Annotated in this window: 13 protein-coding genes and 1 pseudogene; 8 read left to right on the top strand and 6 right to left on the bottom strand. The window is 35.0% G+C overall.

Annotated elements, in window-relative coordinates:
• The 5 genes and pseudogenes from PL77_RS23460 to PL77_RS23440 form a co-directional block, all read right to left on the bottom strand.
• Positions 1-527: pseudogene (locus PL77_RS23460) on the bottom strand (hypothetical protein); the annotation flags it as partial.
• Positions 528-543: 16 nt separating this feature from the next.
• Entirely contained in the window at positions 544-1,140 is a 597-nt protein-coding gene (locus tag PL77_RS23455; protein WP_052444670.1) for a DsrE/DsrF/DrsH-like family protein, read from the bottom strand.
• A gap of 11 nt (positions 1,141-1,151) precedes the next feature.
• The gene (locus PL77_RS23450) at positions 1,152-1,388 is read right to left on the bottom strand and encodes a sulfurtransferase TusA family protein (protein WP_044210917.1); all 237 of its coding nucleotides are present in this window, start codon (positions 1,386-1,388) and stop codon (positions 1,152-1,154) included.
• A 124-nt stretch (positions 1,389-1,512) separates the two neighbouring features.
• Positions 1,513-3,870: a prolyl oligopeptidase family serine peptidase gene (locus PL77_RS23445; protein ID WP_044210912.1), complete on the bottom strand. Its 2,358-nt coding sequence runs from the start codon at positions 3,868-3,870 to the stop codon at positions 1,513-1,515.
• A gap of 85 nt (positions 3,871-3,955) precedes the next feature.
• The gene (locus PL77_RS23440; RefSeq protein WP_044210909.1) at positions 3,956-4,525 is read right to left on the bottom strand and encodes a hypothetical protein; all 570 of its coding nucleotides are present in this window, start codon (positions 4,523-4,525) and stop codon (positions 3,956-3,958) included.
• A gap of 227 nt (positions 4,526-4,752) precedes the next feature.
• On the opposite strand from PL77_RS23440, the gene PL77_RS23435 reads away from it, so the two are divergent.
• From PL77_RS23435 to PL77_RS23410, 6 genes are all read left to right on the top strand, one after another.
• Positions 4,753-6,405 (top strand): glycoside hydrolase family 10 protein, encoded by a 1,653-nt coding sequence (locus PL77_RS23435; protein WP_052444669.1) that lies wholly within the window; start codon positions 4,753-4,755, stop codon positions 6,403-6,405.
• Between the two features lie 99 nt (positions 6,406-6,504).
• Positions 6,505-7,062: a DUF1269 domain-containing protein gene (locus PL77_RS23430; protein ID WP_044210907.1), complete on the top strand. Its 558-nt coding sequence runs from the start codon at positions 6,505-6,507 to the stop codon at positions 7,060-7,062.
• 214 nt (positions 7,063-7,276) lie between these two features.
• Positions 7,277-8,089 (top strand): 2,3,4,5-tetrahydropyridine-2,6-dicarboxylate N-succinyltransferase, encoded by an 813-nt coding sequence (locus PL77_RS23425; RefSeq protein ID WP_044210905.1) that lies wholly within the window; start codon positions 7,277-7,279, stop codon positions 8,087-8,089.
• Between the two features lie 198 nt (positions 8,090-8,287).
• Entirely contained in the window at positions 8,288-8,866 is a 579-nt protein-coding gene (locus tag PL77_RS23420; RefSeq protein WP_044210903.1) for a DUF3109 family protein, read from the top strand.
• Between the two features lie 310 nt (positions 8,867-9,176).
• Entirely contained in the window at positions 9,177-11,591 is a 2,415-nt protein-coding gene (locus tag PL77_RS23415; RefSeq protein WP_044210901.1) for an endonuclease MutS2, read from the top strand.
• Positions 11,592-12,254: 663 nt separating this feature from the next.
• Positions 12,255-14,912, top strand: coding sequence for a glycoside hydrolase family 3 N-terminal domain-containing protein (locus PL77_RS23410; RefSeq protein WP_082026700.1), 2,658 nt, complete (start codon positions 12,255-12,257; stop codon positions 14,910-14,912).
• A gap of 171 nt (positions 14,913-15,083) precedes the next feature.
• Here PL77_RS23410 and PL77_RS23405 read toward each other — a convergent pair whose 3' ends face one another.
• Positions 15,084-16,760 (bottom strand): sodium:alanine symporter family protein, encoded by a 1,677-nt coding sequence (locus PL77_RS23405; protein WP_044210896.1) that lies wholly within the window; start codon positions 16,758-16,760, stop codon positions 15,084-15,086.
• A 309-nt stretch (positions 16,761-17,069) separates the two neighbouring features.
• Here PL77_RS23405 and PL77_RS23400 point away from each other — a divergent pair, with 309 nt between their 5' ends.
• Positions 17,070-18,002 (top strand): hypothetical protein, encoded by a 933-nt coding sequence (locus tag PL77_RS23400; RefSeq protein WP_156152508.1) that lies wholly within the window; start codon positions 17,070-17,072, stop codon positions 18,000-18,002.
• Positions 18,003-18,012: 10 nt separating this feature from the next.
• Positions 18,013-20,175: a caspase family protein gene (locus PL77_RS23395; RefSeq protein WP_082026699.1), complete on the top strand. Its 2,163-nt coding sequence runs from the start codon at positions 18,013-18,015 to the stop codon at positions 20,173-20,175.
• Positions 20,176-20,204 lie beyond the last annotated feature (29 nt).

Below are 20,204 nucleotides of genomic sequence, written 5' to 3'. Positions count from 1 at the left end.
CCTGGTACACCATGACCTGTACAATCTGCCACTACAAAAATATTAAAATCACCAACTTTCTTACTCCAATAAAAATCTCCTCCTACTAAGTCTTTAGGAGTGAAAATTTTGAAGTAATTGGTAAGGTTTTTTCGAAGTGTTTCTGAAGAAGGAAAAATGCTCTTTTGTATGTTTTGAGCATAATGTATACTGCTTAGAATTTTTTCATGTGCTCTTTTGATGATATCCGCTTGAAGCTTATGATTTTGTAAGTTTACATTCAATGTTTGAGCAATGTTTAACTGCTCGTTGATCATTGAAAGTTCTTCTAAATGCTCATTTAATTCTTCATTTTGTTGCTGGATTTCATTTTTCTGATCAATGATTCTTTCTTGAGCGTCTTCAAGGTCTACAAAAAGCTCAGCTATACGAATATTGGCGTCTGCAAGGGCTGTTTCACTCTCTTTCAGGCGTTTTATTTCCTCATTCTTAGCGTTGAGTTCTTTCTCTAGTTCCTTTATTTTATTTTGTAGATCATCCACTTTCATAAGAAAGCATTCTAGTTTAAAAAGTAAGAGTGATGTTTGATTCAGAGGCTTCCTCTATGTATAAAGCAACGCCACCAAAATCAACATCTTTGCGTATTTCGTCAGTAGTAATTCCCATCATTCCCATTGTCATTTGACAAGCAATTAATTTTGCTCCCATGTCAATAGAAAGATCAATAAGGTCAGGTAGAGTTTCGATGTTGTTTTCTTTCATCATCATCTTCATCATACTTGTACCCACACCCATCATATTAAGTCTTGAAATTGTGGTAGATTTCGGGTTACTTGGTAACATCATAGTGATCATTTTCTCCTTGATGTTCTTTCCTTTATAGATAGATTTTTCCTTGAGAGCGTTTATTCCCCACAAAGTGAAAAAGAGAGTAACATCCATTCCAAAACTAGCAGCTCCATTTGCAATGATAAATGCAGGAATGACTTTGTCTAATTCAAAGCTAGTTACAAGCATTGTGATTTTCTCATTTTCCCTGACCTGTACAGTACTGAGTTGTTGTTGAATATTTTCAAGTTGATTTTGAAAGGCTAGTGTTTTTTCGTTTACTTTTTCTTCAACAAGAGCGTCAATATATTCTTTAAGTTTTTGGTCTTCCATTCTCTGATAAGTTATTTAGTTTTTTCAATGATAGCAATTCTGTTTCTACCTTCTTCGGTGTAAGAAATTAATAGATGACCAGTTTTTCTAATCCAAGCTTCTACGTCAGCCTTAAAAGCCGGGTCAGTTGCTAATACCTCTATTTGTTCACTAACTTCAATGGTTCTTATTGTTTTCGCTATTTTAACGATTGGCATTGGGCAATTTAGGTTGCTACAATCCAATACATGTTTTTTTATTTCTTCCATAGTACGAGCAAGTCTAGTAATTTGAACAATAAATTTGAATGTTTTATTCTGAAATATAAGAAAAATACAAAAAAATATACTAAAACAGCTACCCTTTTGAGAGTAGCTGCTTAATTTTTCAGAATTATAATTTTTCTTGAAATAGGTTGAAAATCCTTTTGTATTCATCAATCCAACTTGTGGTTTCTTTAAAACCGTGAGGCTCGATGGGGTAAAGTGCCATATTCCAATTTTCTTTTTTGAGTTCAATTAACCTTTGTGATAATCGAACTACATCTTGAAATTGTACGTTGTCATCGACCATTCCATGTAAGATTAATAGGTCTCCTTTTAAGCCTTCTGCAAAGTAAATAGGTGAACTTATTTTAAAGGCTTCAGGATCTAATGCGGGGGTGTTCAAAATGTTGGAAGTATAGGGATGATTATAGTGTGCCCAATCAGTCACCGAACGAATTGCTGCACCAGCTTTAAACGTTTCACTTTCATTGAACATTGCCATCAAAGTGATAAATCCACCATACGACCCTCCGTAAATGCCAATTCTGTTTTTATCAACTCCCTGTTGTTCGACTAAGTATTTAGCCCCATCCACATGATCTGATAAATCTAAGCCTCCCATATGACGATAGATACCGGTTCTCCATTCTCTACCGTAACCTGCTGAAGCCCTATAATCAATATCCAATACAGTGTAGCCATTATCTACAAGCATGTTATGGAACATATACTCTCTGTAATATACACTCCACCAATTGTGTGCATTTTGAAGATAACCAGCACCATGAACAAAAATTACAGCTTTGTGTTGGTCTTTGTTCTCTTCAGGCTTATAAAGTCTTGCATGAACATCTTTACCATCCTTTGCTTTGAAAGTTACTACGTTAGGAACTCTCCATTCGTATTGATCAAATGCTTCAGTGGTAGATTTTGTTACTTTTACCCATTCAGCATTTGGTTTGTTAGCTTGAATGTATAATTCTTCAGGTTTGTTGGAGTAAGAATAAATATCTGCAATATATTTTTCATCGGGTGAAAGGGTGATGTTATGATGACCAACAGCTTTCGTGATTTTCACCATCTCTCCTCCGTTGATGCCTACTTTGTAGAAATGAACTTCGCTACTGTTTTCTTTATTTGAAGTTAAATAGAAGAACTTTTTATCTTTTGATACTTCCGTTTTATGGATTTCAAAATTGCCCGATGTAATTGCTTTCGTTTCTTTGGTCTCTACATTGTAAGTATATAAGTGAGAGTAGCCCGTTTTTTCTGATTGATACCAAAGTGTATTTTCGTTGATCCATCCAATCGGTTCAATCCAGAAGTTCCATCCACTAATTCCAGGGCCACCAATCCAAGCATCATCATGTTGACGGTCTATTTCTTCAAATGATCCATCTTGCAAGTTAATTTTGATTAGCCATCGGTCCTTATTGTCATAGGCTCTGACATCTGCTACAGCATAGTTATTATGAGGTGAAAAGTGAGGAGGATGCATCACAACCTTTCGTGTTTGATTCAATAAAGACGAATCTCTTTCAGGGTAATTTTCAAAATACTTTGGTGTATCTTGAGTACCTGAAAGTTGACTAAGGTCTATAGTGTAGACAGTATCTTTATTGACATCATACACAAAACTTTTAAAGGTGTCTTCTGGGCTACCGACTTTAGGACGTGCATTTTGCATTTTAACATACCCAGTACCCTCAACCCAAACGGGCATTTCAGTGGCGTAGTTTCCAGCACTTTTACCTAAAGAAAAAACAGCGTAGTTGGCATCGTTACTGACCACGATATCAGAAAGGTACTGACCATTCAAATAGATTTTTTCTTTAGGTTGGATACTTGTCAACTCATTATGTTGCTCTACAGCCTCTTTTCTTTCTTCTCTGCGTCTTACAATCTCGAATAACTCTTTTTGTTGCTCTTCTAAAAAGGTATTTTGAGGAGAAGTTGTTGGTGTTTTGGGAGAATTTCCTCTTACAATGTTAGTGACCTGATTTGTAATTCCTGTTTTTTCATCCCAAATAAAAATATTATTTCCTTGCTTGTAGGCAATTTTAGTATTGTCATCCAAAAACTTTACATTCGATTTATTTTCAAGCGTATTGGTTATTTGTTTTTGAACCCCTTTTTTGAAGTCGTATACAAAAAGGTTGTGGTTTTTTATATAAACCTTTTTGGTTTGATCACTGTTCCAACTTCCATAAGCTGAGGGAAGGTGTTTTTCTTCTTCAGGTGTAACTTTTGAGTATTGTTTTGATTTAGTATCAACCTTATACAATGACTCAAAAGCATTATTTTCTTTATTCCAGTAAAAATAGATGGTCTTTGAGTCCTTGGCCCAAAATGCTTTCGAAGGTGATTTGCCAATGTAATCTTCTCCACTCATGATTTCATCAAAAGTCAGTACACTTTGATTTTCTTGAGCCAACGAAATGACTGCTCCCAGAAGTAAAGGGAGCATTAAGTATATTTTTTTCATCGATTTATTGAATTGGTAGGTAATGGTATTGAGCCTAATAATATTAGGTCAAATTATGATTTAGCTTATTGATAAGGCCGAAGTTTTATTGTCCTTTAATAGAATACTCTCCAAGCGTTTGAAAAGTCATAGAATCACTTCTTACAGCAGATCTTAGGTAAACATCAGTTATAAAAAAGGCAGTATCTGCTTTCATAATCAAACCGGCACTATCTTCATTGACATTCAAAATTAGATCCAGTGATTTTTCAGTAATATTGGCAGGGATATCATGAATATAACCTACCCTTGTTCTTTCGTCTAATGTATTGCTGAGGTACACATCAACAGAATCAATGATTACTAAACTAGAATCACTTGGAGCGATCACACTAAGTGTAATTCTCTTAAAGCTAACCGTTTTTATTTTCGTTAATTCAATTTGTAACTTTTGAAACACACTATCTCTTGTATTGGAATAAGCATAAGGAACACTTTCAATTCTCTCATCAGGTGGAGTTAATATGTAATATGAGTTTAAGGAAGCAATTTGTAAGTTTTGGATCGTTAAATCATCCAACTCATTTTCAACTCCTATGTAACTACAACTTATGAATGTAAATCCTACAAAAAGACTAATAAAAAAGGTATTTAACTGTTTAAAAAAATGCTGCATAATGTTGAATTTGTGAGTCACAAATGTATGAAGTGATTCAAATTTTCCCTAATTAAAAGGTATAGCAATTTATAAATTAAAGTGAAATCTATAAATAATGGAAGATAAACTTTTAATTTCCTTAATATTATCAAAATTTGGTCGTAAATTTAATGGTGTTTTATTACTAATATATAGAGTTTTTTTAATCGAAGTACTCTTTTAAATATTTAATTAAATATTTGATAATGAGGTTTTTATCATTTTTTATTACTACTGTTTTACTCACTTTTCAATTATTTGGACAAGATCATTATCCTAAAAGAGAATTCAGAGGGGTTTGGGTGGCCACATTAAATGCAATTGATTGGCCTTATGATATTCACGACAATGCTTCACAACAGAAGGAAGAATTTATACGATTACTTAACTTTCATAAGAAAAGGGGAATCAATACTGTAATTGTTCAAGTTAGAGCAAGTGCAGATGTGATTTACCCAAGTAACTATGAACCATGGGCTAAGTGTATTTCAGGTGAACAAGGTCTACCTCCAAGTCCTTTTTATGATCCCTTAGAATTTATGATTAAAGAGGCACATCAAAGAGGAATGGAATTTCATGCATGGGTCAATCCGTTTAGAGCGATTACAAATACTGAATATGTAAAAGTTACTGAAGATCATATTGCTAAAACTCATCCTGAATGGATTTTAAAATACAACACTTTGGCTATACTTAATCCTGGTATTCCAGAAGCTAGAGAGTATATTATTAAAGTGATTGAGGAGTTAATCTCTAATTATGATATTGATGCATTGCACTTTGACGATTACTTTTACCCTTATCCTGATCATGGGGAGATTAAAGGAGATAGACCAACTTACAGGAAATATAAAGTTGCAGGAGAGAATATCCGTGATTGGAGAAGAAGTAACATCAATACATTTATACAGGATGTTCATGAACTATTACTTCAAAAAAAACCGGGCTTAAAGTTTGGTATTAGTCCTTATGGTGTTTGGAGGAATGATAGAATGGATATGGACGGTTCACCAACCAAATCGGGTTATACTTCATATGATCATCTATATGCTGATGTGAGGTTATGGTTACAAAATGGTTGGATAGATTATGTGGCACCACAGGTATATCAAAGTTCACAACACCGAAAAATTCCTTTTAAACCTTTAGTAACTTGGTGGTCTCAAAATACTTTTGGAAAACACTTATATGTAGGTCACGCCACTTACAGAGTACAAGTAAGCTTGGAAAGAGGTTGGAGAGATAATAATGAATTACCACTGCAGATACAACATTGTAGAGATTTAGATAATGTATTGGGGAGTGTATATTACAATTCCACTTCTTTATTAAACAACCAAGGAGGAATTGCGGATAGTTTAATGCAATTCTATGAGTATCCAGCATTACCGCCCCTAATGCCGTGGATAGATGCTACAAAACCGAATACACCTTTATCTGCTAAAATTATGACAGGAAAGGAGGGGATAAATCTTGAATGGGAAACGCCTCAAAAGGCTAAAGATGGAGATTTGCCAAAATACTATGCCATTTACTCATCAGTTAATGGTAAACTTCCTGATATTGAGGATATAAGAAATCGTATTGCATTACTACCTGCAGATCAAACAAGCTATATTGATGAAAGAACCACTTCATTAGAAGAATTTACTTATCTCATCACATCAATTGATCAATTACAAAATGAAAGCCTTCCTGTATTGCCTTCTTATCCTAAGGATAATAATGTCATTCTTCCAGAAAATTACACAGAAAAAATGATTGTTGAATTACAACAATCTGTATTGAAAACAATATGGGGTGTAGCTGATAGAGTGATTGATAATCAGGAAGTAACAATGATAAAAGAAGTCAATTAAGTGATGCTCGTCATCAAAAAAGTACATTAAATATGTGAAATTGTAAGTGTAGATAATACAACATCTCAATTGAATATATTTTACCAAACTTGTACTAAGATGAAAACTTTTAAAAAACTGATTGTTGCCATTTATAATGATGAGCATAAAGCAAATGAGGAATTCAAAATTCTTTCCAACAAAGAGAAGAAAGACGAGCTTGATTTGAAAGCTTACACCGTAGTCACAAAAAGTAAGGAAGGGAAGACAGTTCTTCATGACACAGAAGGCCGTGACGCTTTTTGGGGAGCAGTGATTGGTGGTTTGATAGGAATGCTTGTCGGACCAGTTGGAGCTATTTATGGAGCCGCTTTGTTTGCCGCAGAAGTATTTGCAGGTTCAGTAGCAGCAGGAGTAGGAGTAGGTGCAATCGCAGGATGGTTAAATAGTGATGCGCTCAAAATCCCAACAGATCTGTTGACAGACATAAAGAAATCAATTCATCCAGGAACCTCTGCTATTGTAGCAGTAGTTGAAGAAGATTGGGTGGATGAAGTAGAAGCCGTTTTAGCTTCTGGTGCAGAAATGATGCATCACTATCAGTTCTCAGACACTGTAGTGGAAAGATTTGAGGAAGATTGGAAGCAATTTGAAAAAGTAAATAACCCAACGAATTAATATATGATTTGATAATTACTCTTATTGAAGAACGGGATGTTAAAACATTCCGTTTTTTTTATAACTTAATGTTATATTTTACACTATGTGTGATATTATTGTTTAAATTCTATAACCATTCTACAAATCACCTCAAAATTATGTACTTTTGCGTGGCCTTTTGAAAAGGCTGTACGATTTTTAAATATCTCAAACTAAAGAGGAGAGAAACAAAATGACTAGACAACAATTAATCGAGCAAGCATGGGAAGACCGTGCGTTATTGCAACAACAAGAATATATTGATGCTGTAAAAGCTACAGTTGAGGAATTAGATAAAGGTACTTTAAGATGTGCTGAGCCAGTTGCTGATGGTTGGCAAGTAAACGAGTGGGTAAAGAAAGCTGTAATTATGTTTTTCCCTCTTGCTGAAATGGAAACTATCAAAGTTGGTCCTTTCGAATTCCATGACAAAATTCCTTTAAAGAGTGATTACGCAGAAAAAGGTGTTCGTGTAGTACCTCACGCTATCGCTCGTTACGGTTCATTCGTAAACAAAGGTGTAATCATGATGCCTTCTTACGTGAACATTGGTGCTTACGTTGATTCAGGTACAATGGTAGATACTTGGGCAACTGTAGGTAGCTGTGCACAAATCGGTAAAGACGTTCACCTTTCAGGTGGTGTTGGTGTAGGTGGTGTACTTGAGCCAGTTCAAGCTGCTCCAGTGATCATCGAAGATGGTGCTTTTGTTGGTTCTCGTTGTATCTTAGTAGAAGGTGTTCACATTGGTAAAGAAGCAGTATTAGGTGCAAACGTAACGCTTACAGCTTCTTCTAAAATCATCGACGTTACAGGTGATGAGCCAGTAGAATACAAAGGTTATGTTCCTCCAAGATCAGTTGTGATCCCAGGTAGCTACACTAAGAAATTCCCAGCAGGTGAATTCTCAGTAGGTTGTGCGATCATCATCGGTCAAAGAAAAGAAAGTACTGATAGAAAGACTTCATTAAATGATGCTTTAAGAGACAACAACGTTTCTGTATAAGTAACATTAAATCATATTTTAAGAGGGATTGTAGCAATACAATCCCTTTTTTTATGCGATTTTCAAAAGTTAACGACCAATAATGAGCATTTTAAAGCAGAATATTCGACTTTTGCATATTGAAATAAACTTGAAACAATTGTTTTAGAATTCAGTTTCAAGTTTTGTGAAAAGAATAATAACCAATCTTTTAAAAAAGTGATTGTAGTTGATAAAGTCGTTTTAAGTGATGATATGATGTCTGAGGAGTTTGTATGCAACTTAGACAAATGTAAAGGGGCCTGCTGTGTAGAAGGTGATCTTGGTGCACCGTTGAATGAGGATGAATTGGAGAAAATGGAAGAGGTTTATGAGAAAGTAAAACCTTACATGTCTCCTGAGGGAATTGCAGAAGTAGAACGACAAGGAAAATACATCAAAGATTTTGAAGGTGATTATTCAACTCCAACAATCGGCAACAGAGAGTGTGCTTATGCCATCTATGATGAGAAAAAGTACCTGCACTGTGCTATTGAGAAAGCTTACTTAGATAAAAAGATCTCTTATAGAAAACCTATTTCTTGTTACTTATACCCGGCAAGAATCACCAAGTATGATGCTTACGATGCGGTGAATTATGACAGATGGGAAATCTGTTCTGATGCTTGTGTATTAGGTAAGGAATTAAAAGTACCAGTTTACCAATTTTTGAAAGGACCTTTCATTTCAAAATATGGAAAAGAATGGTATGAGAAGTTGGAGAAAGAAGTCCAATTGATGAAGGAGAACTTAAGATAATACATAGGGTTCGTTTAGAACTCAATAAGCATGTTTGGAGTAATCAGAAGAGGATTCAAACATGCTTTTCTTTTGGTTAAGTACTAAGACAAAATTATATAACATTAATTCATGTTATTTTTTCCGATTACTGCCTTCCAAAAACTTTAAATAGAACCACTATTTCTGCGTTTTTTCGCGTTGTACTCACAAAAAATAATTACGAATTAATTATCATTTATTTTCGGCTTAGTACTTATTAATTTTTTTCAGAATCAAAATACATTCTACATCTTTGTAGAATACATTTTTATAAAAAGAAAATTGAAATATGTTATATCCTAAAAATTTAGAAGAAAAACTTGGTTTTGATAAGCTAAGAGAACTTTTAAAGGATAAATGTAATGGTGAAGTAGGACGTAGTTTTGTAGATAAAATGCGTTTCACTTCAGATGCAAGATTTGTTAGACAAAGAATCGCTCAGGTTAACGAGTGTGTAAATATATACGAGGCAGGGGAGTCATTTCCTCATTCAGGTTTTATTGATGTAGGTCTTTTCCTTGATAAAGTGGAGATCGTCAATGCCTTTTTGCTGGAAGAAGAACTTTTTGATTTAAAAACAGCATTAACAACGTTGAAAGAGTGTTTGACTTTTTTCAATAGCGTTGACCCTGCATTATATCCTGAATTAGTCAAAATCAGTGAAGGTGTGGAATTTGATACCATGATCCTTCATGAGATTGATATGATTTTAGATGACAAAGGAAAAGTGAGAGATAACGCTTCTCCTGAGTTGGTGAAAATCAGACAGGCTTTACATCGTGAGTTGTCAAGTCTTCGTTCAAGAACGGCTTCTGTGATTCAACAGATGAAGAAAAAAGGGTATGCCAAAGAAGATGCTATCCCTACGCTTCGTGAAGGTAGAATTGTGGTGCCGGTACCGGCTGAACACAAACGTCATGTAACTGGTTTCGTTCATGATGCTTCCTCTACAGGACAGACGGTGTATATTGAACCTCAAGAATTATTACAGCTGAATAACTCTATCAAAGATTTAGAGTTAAGAGAGCGTCAAGAGGTGATTCGTATTCTGACAGAAATCACTCATAAAATCCGACCTCAAGTTCCAGGGCTTAGAAAAGGTAATAACTATCTTGGAGTTATTGATTTTATTAATGCAAAGGCCAATTTTGCCATGTTGCAAGAGTCAATTCAACCAGAAATTGTAGATGAACCTTTAGTAGCTTGGTATCATGTGGCTCACCCTATTTTGCTTTGGTCTTTCACTGAACAAGGTAAAAAGGACAGTGTAGTGAGACAGAAGATAGAATTGGATGAAGAAAGAGGTAGAATATTACTGATTTCTGGACCAAACGCCGGTGGTAAGTCGATTGCTATGCAGACGGTAGCGTTGGTACAATACATGTTCCAATGCGGTATGTTGGTGCCAATGATGGAAGGTTCAAAGATGGGTATTTTCGATGATATCATGATGGATTATGGTGATGATCAATCATTAGAAAATGACCTTTCAACTTACTCTTCTCACTTGACAAACATGAAAGCCATGTTGAAAAGAGGTAATCCGAAATCGTTAGTACTAATTGATGAATTTGGATCGGGTACTGAACCAGAATTAGGTGGTGTGATTGCTGAGTCTATTTTGGAACAAATGAATCACCAAAAGATGTGGGGTGTAATCACTACTCACTACGCTAACCTTAAGTTTTATGCAGAAAAGCAGAATGGTTTACAGAATGGAGCCATGCGTTATGATGTAGAAAACCTAAGTCCTCTCTATAAATTAGAACAAGGTCAGCCAGGTAGTTCTTTTGCATTAGAGATTGCTCAGAAGATTGGTTTGCCGAAGAAAGTGGTCAACATTGCACGTCATAAAGCGGGTAGAAAGAAGATCAATATGGAAGAATTGCTTCGTAGCCTTGAAGAAGAGAAGAAGGAGTTCGCCAAGAAAAATAGAGAGGTCAGCCGTTTGGAGCAGAAACTGAAGTCTGCAACTGAGAAGTTTGAAACAAAATCAATGGAGCTTCAGAATAAGAAGCAGAATATTATGGATAAGGCCCGAAAAGATGCCCAAAAGGTATTGGATACGGCCAACCGTAAGATTGAATTGACGATCAAAGAAATCAGAGAAACCAACGCTGAAAAAGAGAAGACGAAACAGCTTCGTAAGAACATTGAAAACTTCAAAAATAGTAATCAACCTTCTAAGAAAATCACAAACAAGAAGGAAGAAGAGCCTAGTTATGAAGTAATCGGTGGTACTATCACTATTGGTGATGCTGTAAGAATTAAAGGACAGGGTTCTATTGGCGAAGTTGCCGCTCTAACGGCTAAAGAGGCTGAAATTATTATTGGTTCACTTCGTACAAATGTGAAATTAAATCGTTTGGAGAGAATCAGTAAGAAAGAGTTCAGAAAAGAAGTTAGAGATATAGTGTCTTCACAAAGTGCAGCATCAAATCTTACGCAGAGAAGAATTGATTTTAATTCTCAATTAGATTTGAGAGGGAAAAGAGCGGAAGAAGTGATGTATGAACTGGATGATTTTATGGACACTGCATTGATGTTAGGTGAAACTTCTGTACGTATTTTACATGGTAAAGGAACTGGCGCTTTGAGAGAGGTAGTTCGTAATCATCTTAAATCATTTAGAGGAATTAAGAACGTTTCTGATGATCATCCTGATAGAGGAGGAGCTGGAGTAACGATTGTAACATTAAGGTAAATCACGATAAACAAGTGATTTATTCAGTTTGCTTAACATTTGTTATGTAAACAGTATTAAAAAATATTTATATATTTGATATACCAAAAGTGGAAATATTGTTTCTAACCTTTGGTCTTCATAGCTGGTTGAAATCGTGAATAGGTGAAAAATCCTATTTACGTACTTTATGTTACTCATAAAGTTGAGACGCTCAATATAGAAACTATATTGGGCGTTTCTTTTATAGTAATACAAGCTGGATTCATGACATAATGCCATTAATGTAGATACTCTAGTATAAAAACAAACTATGGTTCAATACTATTGCCCCCCTCTTCTCTTAATCACACCTTGCTAGTTTATTGTATAGTAACTTTTATAAATGTCGAAATAGTACACTAAATATACGTTTTAGTTCATAACTTAATTTTGAGTGCCCTGCTACTTACCCGTTATCTTTACACTACCTATAAATGAAATGAGATGGTATACTTACTCAAAAATGTTATATAAAGTCACGATTCAAAATAGAAAGGATTAAAGGTATCCTTTATCAACTACACTTTAGATAGATCATTATTGTTTGACCTAGATATAGGTACTCATGATTACGCAGATGAAAAGCTGAATAATGGTGATATTAAATATTCGAATACATATAAACTAATAAACTAAATTGAAATGAAGTACTTTATCGTTTGTATTTCTCTACTTCTGATGTCAGCAGGAGTAAAGAAGAAAAAACCAGCCTACAAAAATGCTACACTTCCTATTGAGGAAAGGGTAAAGGACCTGGTCAGTCATATGACATTGGAAGAAAAAATCCAACAATTAGATATGTATGCAGGCGGTTCTATCACTGTAAATGGTGCAATTGACAAAAAGAAAGCAAAAGCATTATTGGGAGATAAAAGTGTAGGGTCTGTACATGATTATTACCCTGAAAACGCCAAGTTGTCGAATGAAATGCAACGCTATTTTGTAGAAGAAACACGATTGGGTATTCCAGTTTTATTTATAGAAGAGGCACTGCATGGTTACCAAGGAAAGAAGTCAACTGCTTTTCCTGTTCCGATCGGGATGGGTAGTATGTGGGATACGCTTCTGATGGATAAAATTGGTCATGCTGTAGCTAGAGAAACAAGGTCAGTAGGCGTACATATGGTACTTTCTCCAGTATTAGGGATCGGAAGAGAGCCTCGTTGGGGGCGTGTTCAAGAAACATTTGGTGAAGACCCTTATTTAGCGGCGAGAAATGGAGTAGCAGTAATCAAAGGAATGCAAGGTGATGATCTCACCAAAGATGATGCTATTGTGGCGGAGCCTAAACATTTTGGTATTCATAGTATTCCTGAAGGTGGTAGTAACACTTCTCCGGTATATATTGGAGAAAGAGAAGCAAGGTCAAATTTCTTATACGTTTTTGAAAAAGCATTCATGGAAGCGGAAGCATTAGGTGCTATGGCAGCGTATCATGAGTGGGATGGTATTCCAGCAGCAGCGGATGATTGGTTATTGAAAGATCTTTTAAGAGAGGAGTGGGGTTTCAAAGGAATGGTGATATCAGACTTAGGAGCCATTGCCAAACAACAGAACAGTCACTTTACTGCCGCAACGCCAAAAGATGCTATTACAAATTCAATTAAAGCAGGATTGGACATGCAGTTTTATGATTACTCACATGAAGTTTTCGCCCAATCAATCAGAGATGCTATTGAAGACAAAACTTTAGCAATTGCTGATGTGGATCGTGCTGTAGCAAGTGTTCTATATGTGAAATTTAGATTAGGTTTATTTGAGAACCCATACATTGATGAAGGCTTAAAAGAAGAACGTTATCACTGCGACGAACATCAAGCTTTAGCGTTAGAGTCAGCACATAAATCCATAGTATTGCTTCAGAATAATGATCAAATCTTGCCTTTATCAGATACAGTGAAGAAGATAGCTGTACTTGGTAAGATGGCTAATGAGGTAAACTTAGGAGGTTACTCTCCCAAAGAAGTAGAAGGAGTTTCTATTGTAAAAGCTTTTAAGAATACGAATTATGATGTAAAGTATGTAAATCCTAAACTTCCTGCTAATGCATTTGAACATATTGACCCTGAAGTATTATTTACATTTGAGGGTGAACAAGGTGGCTTGACAAGACAATTTTTTAATTCTCCAGATCTGACAGGAGATGCAGTCGTGACAGAAGTGACTTCTGAATTGATTCGTAACTGGCATAACTTAAGCCCTGCGGCAGGAGTGAGTGCATCGAATTATTCTACAAGGTATGAAGGTTATATTGTTCCAAAATATGATGGAGAATATACATTTGCTTTGGTTGCAGATGATTATGGTAGATTATTCTTTGAAGATTCATTATTTATTGACTGCTGGAATGACGAATCTTGGAATGTAACGCGAACACGTACCATTCGTCTTGAGAAAGGACGTCAATACAAAATAACGATGGAACATGCAGGTATTGTTGATTCTAACGGTATTGGTCTACGTTGGCAAGTGAAGCCTGATTTTGAAATCAGTAAATTCTCTATGTATGAAGAAGCAGTAGAAGAAGCTACAAACTCAGATGTTGCAATTGTTGTTGTGGGAGAATCTCTTGAAGAATCAGGTGAAGGTTTAGATAAAGTTAGCTTAGAATTAGGTACCTATCATAAAGGATTGATAGAAGCAGTTCACGCTACGGGTACTCCTATTATTTTGGTACTTCAAAATGGTCGTCCATTGATTTTAAATGATGAAGTAGAACAATCTGCTGCTATTTTAGAAACATGGTATGCAGGAGAATTAAGTGGACAAGGAACAGTTGATATTATTACAGGTAAAATAAATCCATCTGCGAAGTTGCCAATTACATTCCCTAGAAGTGAAGGACAGTTACCACTCTATTATAACCATAAAAGATCTTCATCACATCATTATGTAGATCAAGTGAGTACGCCGCTATTTGCTTTTGGATATGGTTTGAACTACAGTACATTTGAGTATAGTGACTTATCACTATCAGAAGGTAAAATTGATAAAAATGAGAACTTAACGGTACAATTGAAAGTGAAAAATACTTCTGAGGTAGATGGGACAGAAATCGTTCAGTTGTACATTCAAGACGTTGTCAGTTCAGTAGCGACACCAATTATGCAGTTGAGAGGTTTTGATAGGGTTGATCTTAAGGCTGGAGAGGAAAAAGAAGTAACACTAACTTTGACTCCTGACGATTTAAGTTTATGGAATAGACAAATGAAACGTGTAGTAGAGTCTGGAGAATTTAAAATAATGGTAGGTGCCGCTTCAGATGATATTCGTTTAGAAACATCTTTTGAGGTAAAGTAAACCTCTTTTAGAAACGCTATAAAAGAATCATTATTTTAAGAGAAAGTGATCTTGATTTCAATCAAGGTCACTTTTTTTGTAGAATGATGTTGAAGGATAATTCTTTGTGAAAAGAAAAAGGGTTTTGCTACCTAATTGATAACAAAACCCTTAAAGGAATATGATGAGAAATTATTGCTTAATACCGAATTTCTTTTCCATATGTTCCCAATAGGTATTCAAACTGTCCTTCATATCTTTTCGTAAGATCAGAATACCCACTAAGTTTGGAATGGTCATCAAGGCGATTGTAATGCCAGATAGTGTCCAAACTATTGTTGTATCGGCAAAAGATCCTACAAAGAAAGAAATCACATAAACACCTCTATAGTAAATTACAGATTTAGACCCTAAAAGGAAAGTCATAGCTCTATCGCCATAATAAGACCATGAAATGGCCGTGGAGAAAGCAAATAACAATAACCCAATAGAGACAATATATTTTCCGAAATCACCAAAGTAACTTCTTGTAAAGGCTAAACTTGTAAGAGGAGCAGAGTGAATCAGTGATTTACCCTTGATTAAAAGATTGGATTTCCATTGTATGACACCTTCTTTTACTTCTAAGGCACCATTGTACTTTTCTCCTTCTAATAATACTTGAACATTTTCGGCTACAGATCGAGCATGAATTAATGTCACCGTACTTTTAATAGTTCCATCTACTATTGTTAGTTCGCCAGTGTAAGTAGGTAATTTTTCTTTTCCGCTAATATGAAATGAAAGTTTCTCACGATCATTATTCGGATTAGATTTTCGATCATCATATCTCGAACTTAAAACCTGTAAGTCGGTTTGTTGGAATGTGTTTTCTACCTTTTCTCTCCAAACATTAGAAGAAAGTAACGCTAAGCCTGTAAGTGAACAAATTACAATGGTGTCGATAAATGGTTCTAAGATGGCAACCATACCTTCTGATACAGGTTCTTTTGTTTTTGCAGATGCATGGGCAATGGGTGCAGAACCTTGACCTGCTTCGTTTGAAAATAGTCCTCTATTGACACCTCTGTTAAAGGCGTAAGCGAAAGTTGCACCTAGAAAACCTCCAGTAGCTGAAGTGCCTGAGAAAATATCGCTAGCAATCTTTCCAATCGAATCTGGAATGTTTTCAATATTGAATAAAATAACCGCAAGACATCCAATGAAATAAATAACAGCCATCATTGGGACTAATTTCTCTGTTACTTTGGCAATTCTAGAAATACCTCCTAAAATTACAAATGCTAAAAGAACAGCTAAAATTGCACCCGTGATGTATTGTTCAACCCCAAAAGTCGCATAAATTGAAGAAGCAATTGAGTTGACTTGTGGTAAGTTGCCCGTTCCAAAAGAAGATAAAACAGTAGCAATAGCGAAAAGCGCAGCCATCCATTTCATGTTCAGTTTATTCTTCATGAAATACATTGGGCCACCAGCCATTGTACCATCAGCTGTTTTTTCTCTGTATTTATGAGATAAAGTTACTTCCACAAATTTAGTAGTCATACCAAAAAAGGCAGTGACAATCATCCAGAATAGTGCAGCAGGGCCACCTAAATGAATTGCTAAAGCAACCCCAGCAATATTACCGGTACCTACTGTACCTGATAAAGCAGTTGCTAAAGCTTGGAAATGTGAAGTATCTCCTTCATCGTCTTGTTCATCAAATTTTCCTTTCACGACATCTATAGCATGAGAAAAAAACCTTATCTGAGGAAACTTGAGATAAATCGTGAAAAATAAACCAGTTAATAGTAGGAGTGCCACAAACCAAAATGAGCCACCTATATAACTGTCTATTAGACTAAGAACGTCGTTTAACTGTTGCATTTGTTGTTTGTTATGAAAAAGTTGTAAAGCCTTTTAAAAGTTTAATAATCAAATTGTATGCGAATTTATCAATTATCAAAAGAAATACTAATAAATAGTAGTATCAAATATATTGAATTCGATTGTTTAGAGGTGTGAAAATTTATTGATTGTATTAACATACAATATGTTTTGTTAACTTATTACTTATTCATAACTTTATGTTTGTATCCAAAAAATTAACGAAGAAGTTAAGACTGTGATTTTTTACCATAATACAAATCTCACTCTTCACCCTTCAACTGATTAATTGTTACTTTTTATTTTACTATGAAGCAAATAACTCAACAAGCATTTATGCTTGCAGCCTTTCTGTGCATATCTATGAATAGCTATGCTCAATTCGAAAACAAAATCTCACTCAACTTTTCTGTAACATCTTTTAGTTATATGTCTGAAAGTCAGGTAAAGGCAGAGAGTGAGGATGCCTATGCTCGTTATTATGATGAATATTATAATGATATCACGGCAGAATACGCCTTCGCAACAGAGGAAGTCAACTCTGGTATTGGTTTAACAGCAGGTTTGCAGTACAACTTCTCAAGTAGATTTTCTATTGAAGGGTTGTTCCGTTTTTCGTATATGAACTATACGACATCTTACTTTTATGATTATTTATCCTATCAATACATTGATGGTGATGAGTATAATCTTGATCCATCATTTTATCAGCAACAAAGTGTACAATCTCCAGAGCGTTATGACCATTATAATGGAGATACCCAACAGTATACAGGTAGGTCTGGTTACTATGCTCAACGCTCATTTCCTTATTATGGAAGAGAGTACATCGTAAACGGTAAGGGTAACTTTTTTACGTTTGATATCGCTATTGTACCAAAACTCTATTTAAACCCTAGAAACAAATTTAAGGTGTACTTATTTACAGAAGCACATCTAAATTTTGCTGCTGGATATGATATTGATTATGATGAGGTGGATAATTATTATGCCCTTAATGATGCAGGACAATTTGTAATAACTGAAGGGACTAATGAGCAAAGTAATGTAACTGGAGGTAAGGAAGATGTAGAATCTAATATCAACTTTGGTTTAATTCCAGGCCTTGGTTTTGATCTTGTTTTAAATCAAAATATGTCTCTATTTCTTCAAGGAGGTTACGGTGTCATGGACTCTTATAAAGATATGTTGATGGTACAAGGTGGTGTTAAAATTAGTGCTTTCAAATCTAAATCATTATAAACGAATAAATATGTTTCTCAAAGTATTAAAGTTGGCTTGTTTTTGTCTATGGAGCGGTATGCTTTGTGGGCAAACAATAAAATCTAAACCTGCTTTGGAAACTAAAAATCAAATGCCCACATGTCTAAGCTTTAGTCATGATGGGCAATTTTTGGTTTCTGGAGGTTTTAACCGCAAGGTTACAGTTTTTCACACTGACAATAGAGTAAAAGAAATAGAGTATAAAATAAAAGATACTCCACTTGATATTAAGTTCTCGTACGATGATAATTATATAATCTCTGGAGGAAAAGATAAGTTAGTTACTGTTTACAATACCCAAACCAAATCAATCGCCAAAATTTTGAAGGGGCATAAAGGAGACGTTACGTCTGTTGCTGCCTCACAGAAAGAAAATATATTTGTAAGTGGTGGGAAAGGAGGGAAAGTATTAATGTGGGATCTAGATACTGATGAACCTATAAAGTCATATCAAGGATCGAAGACGGAAATATTATCAGTGGGTATTAGCCCTAATAATAAATACGTTGTTGGTGGAGATAAATCGGGTGATTTATATATATGGGAACTTGAGAGTACAAAGCTAGTCACTAAGGTGGAAGCACATAAAAGTTATATCAGAGACCTATTATTCAGTACTGATAGTAGACATATAGTGACATGTGGAGATGATAAAAATATTAGAGTATGGAATGCTAAAACTTTTGAGCTTGAAAATGCATACAGATACCATAAAAAATGGATACAAACCATTGCAATCAGTCCTGATAATAAATATTTATTGAGTGGTTCACATGATGGTTATGTTGTATTGTCAGAATTGTCAACAGGTAGAATTATTCATAAATCAGAAAAGCAGAAAAACTTTGTTTTGTCTGTTGATTTTTCTGAGAAAAGGAATCAAATAGCGAGTACAACTCTGAATGCAAAAAAGGTTTACATTTGGGATGTCGCAGATCTTAACATCAACCATGAAGATGTAGAAATGATGAAAAATATGAGTTCAAAGGTTTACGCATTACCTAATATAGGACTGAATTCATTACCATCAACTACAGATAAGCAGATTGTACAACTCCATATCAGTTCCACATCAGAGATTCCAATCGTATCACTATCTATTTCAAATAATACTCAAAATCTTTTTGAATACAATGAAATGGAAATAGAAAAGTCGGTTACTAAAACAGAAAGTGGTTATGCTCTTCAATTGGATAAGAGTATTTTACTTAATGATGGGGTTAACAATATTTCAGTTGCAATTTCTAATGCTACAGGGATGCAAATGGCTAATTTTACCCCAGTAAATTATAGTAAACCTATGGCTCGAGCTGTGCCAGTAGCTGCAACAGCAACTCCAGTAAACGCTAAACCTGTTGCTCCGCCATCGAGTACCAATAGTTTATATAAATGGGCATTGGTGATTGGTAATGAACATTATTCTCAATATCAAACTGAAATTGAATCGGAGGCTGATGTACTTTATGCTTCAAATGATGCCAAGGTATTTAAAGAGGTAGCGAAAAAAGTGATTGGTATCCCTGAGGAAAATATCATTTATATTGAAAATGGGACTTATATAAAAATGCGAAGAGGTTTGTCTAAGCTGAGTAAAGTTTCGGCGATGCTTAAGCACAAAATGGAGATCTATGTATACTACGCTGGGCATGGTTATCCGGATGAAGAAACCAAAGAACCTTATTTGATTCCAATTGATGGTAACGGAACGGAACTAGAGTTTGAGGGAATAAGTCTTAAAAAAGTCTATAGTATGTTAACTCAACATAACCCTAAAAAAGTGACAATTTTTATTGATGCTTGTTTTAGTGGTGGGGCAAGACAATCAGGTTTGGTAGAGGCGAGAGGTTTTAAAGTGGTTCCTAAGGAAGAGAAAGCTTCTAAAAACCTTGTTGTATTTACAGCAAGTTCCGGTAAAGAATCGAGTTTACCCTACAAAGATAAAGAACACGGTTTGTTTACTTATTATTTAACGGAGAAGATAAGGGAGACGAATGGAGATATATCTTATTACGAATTATCTGAATATTTGAAGGAGGTAGTAGGAATAAGGTCTATCACCGTCAATAATAAACCTCAAACACCTCAGACGAATGTAAGTCCGGAGGTTGGAGAAACATGGAAAACGTGGAGATTAAAAGAAAATTCTGAATAGAAAAAATGAGGCTGTCTCATAACTAGTTT

Source organism: Flammeovirga sp. OC4 (assembly GCF_000812565.1).
In the GTDB taxonomy this organism is placed as follows: Bacteria; Bacteroidota; Bacteroidia; order Cytophagales; family Flammeovirgaceae; genus Flammeovirga.
This window is presented reverse-complemented; position numbering and strand designations above follow the sequence as displayed.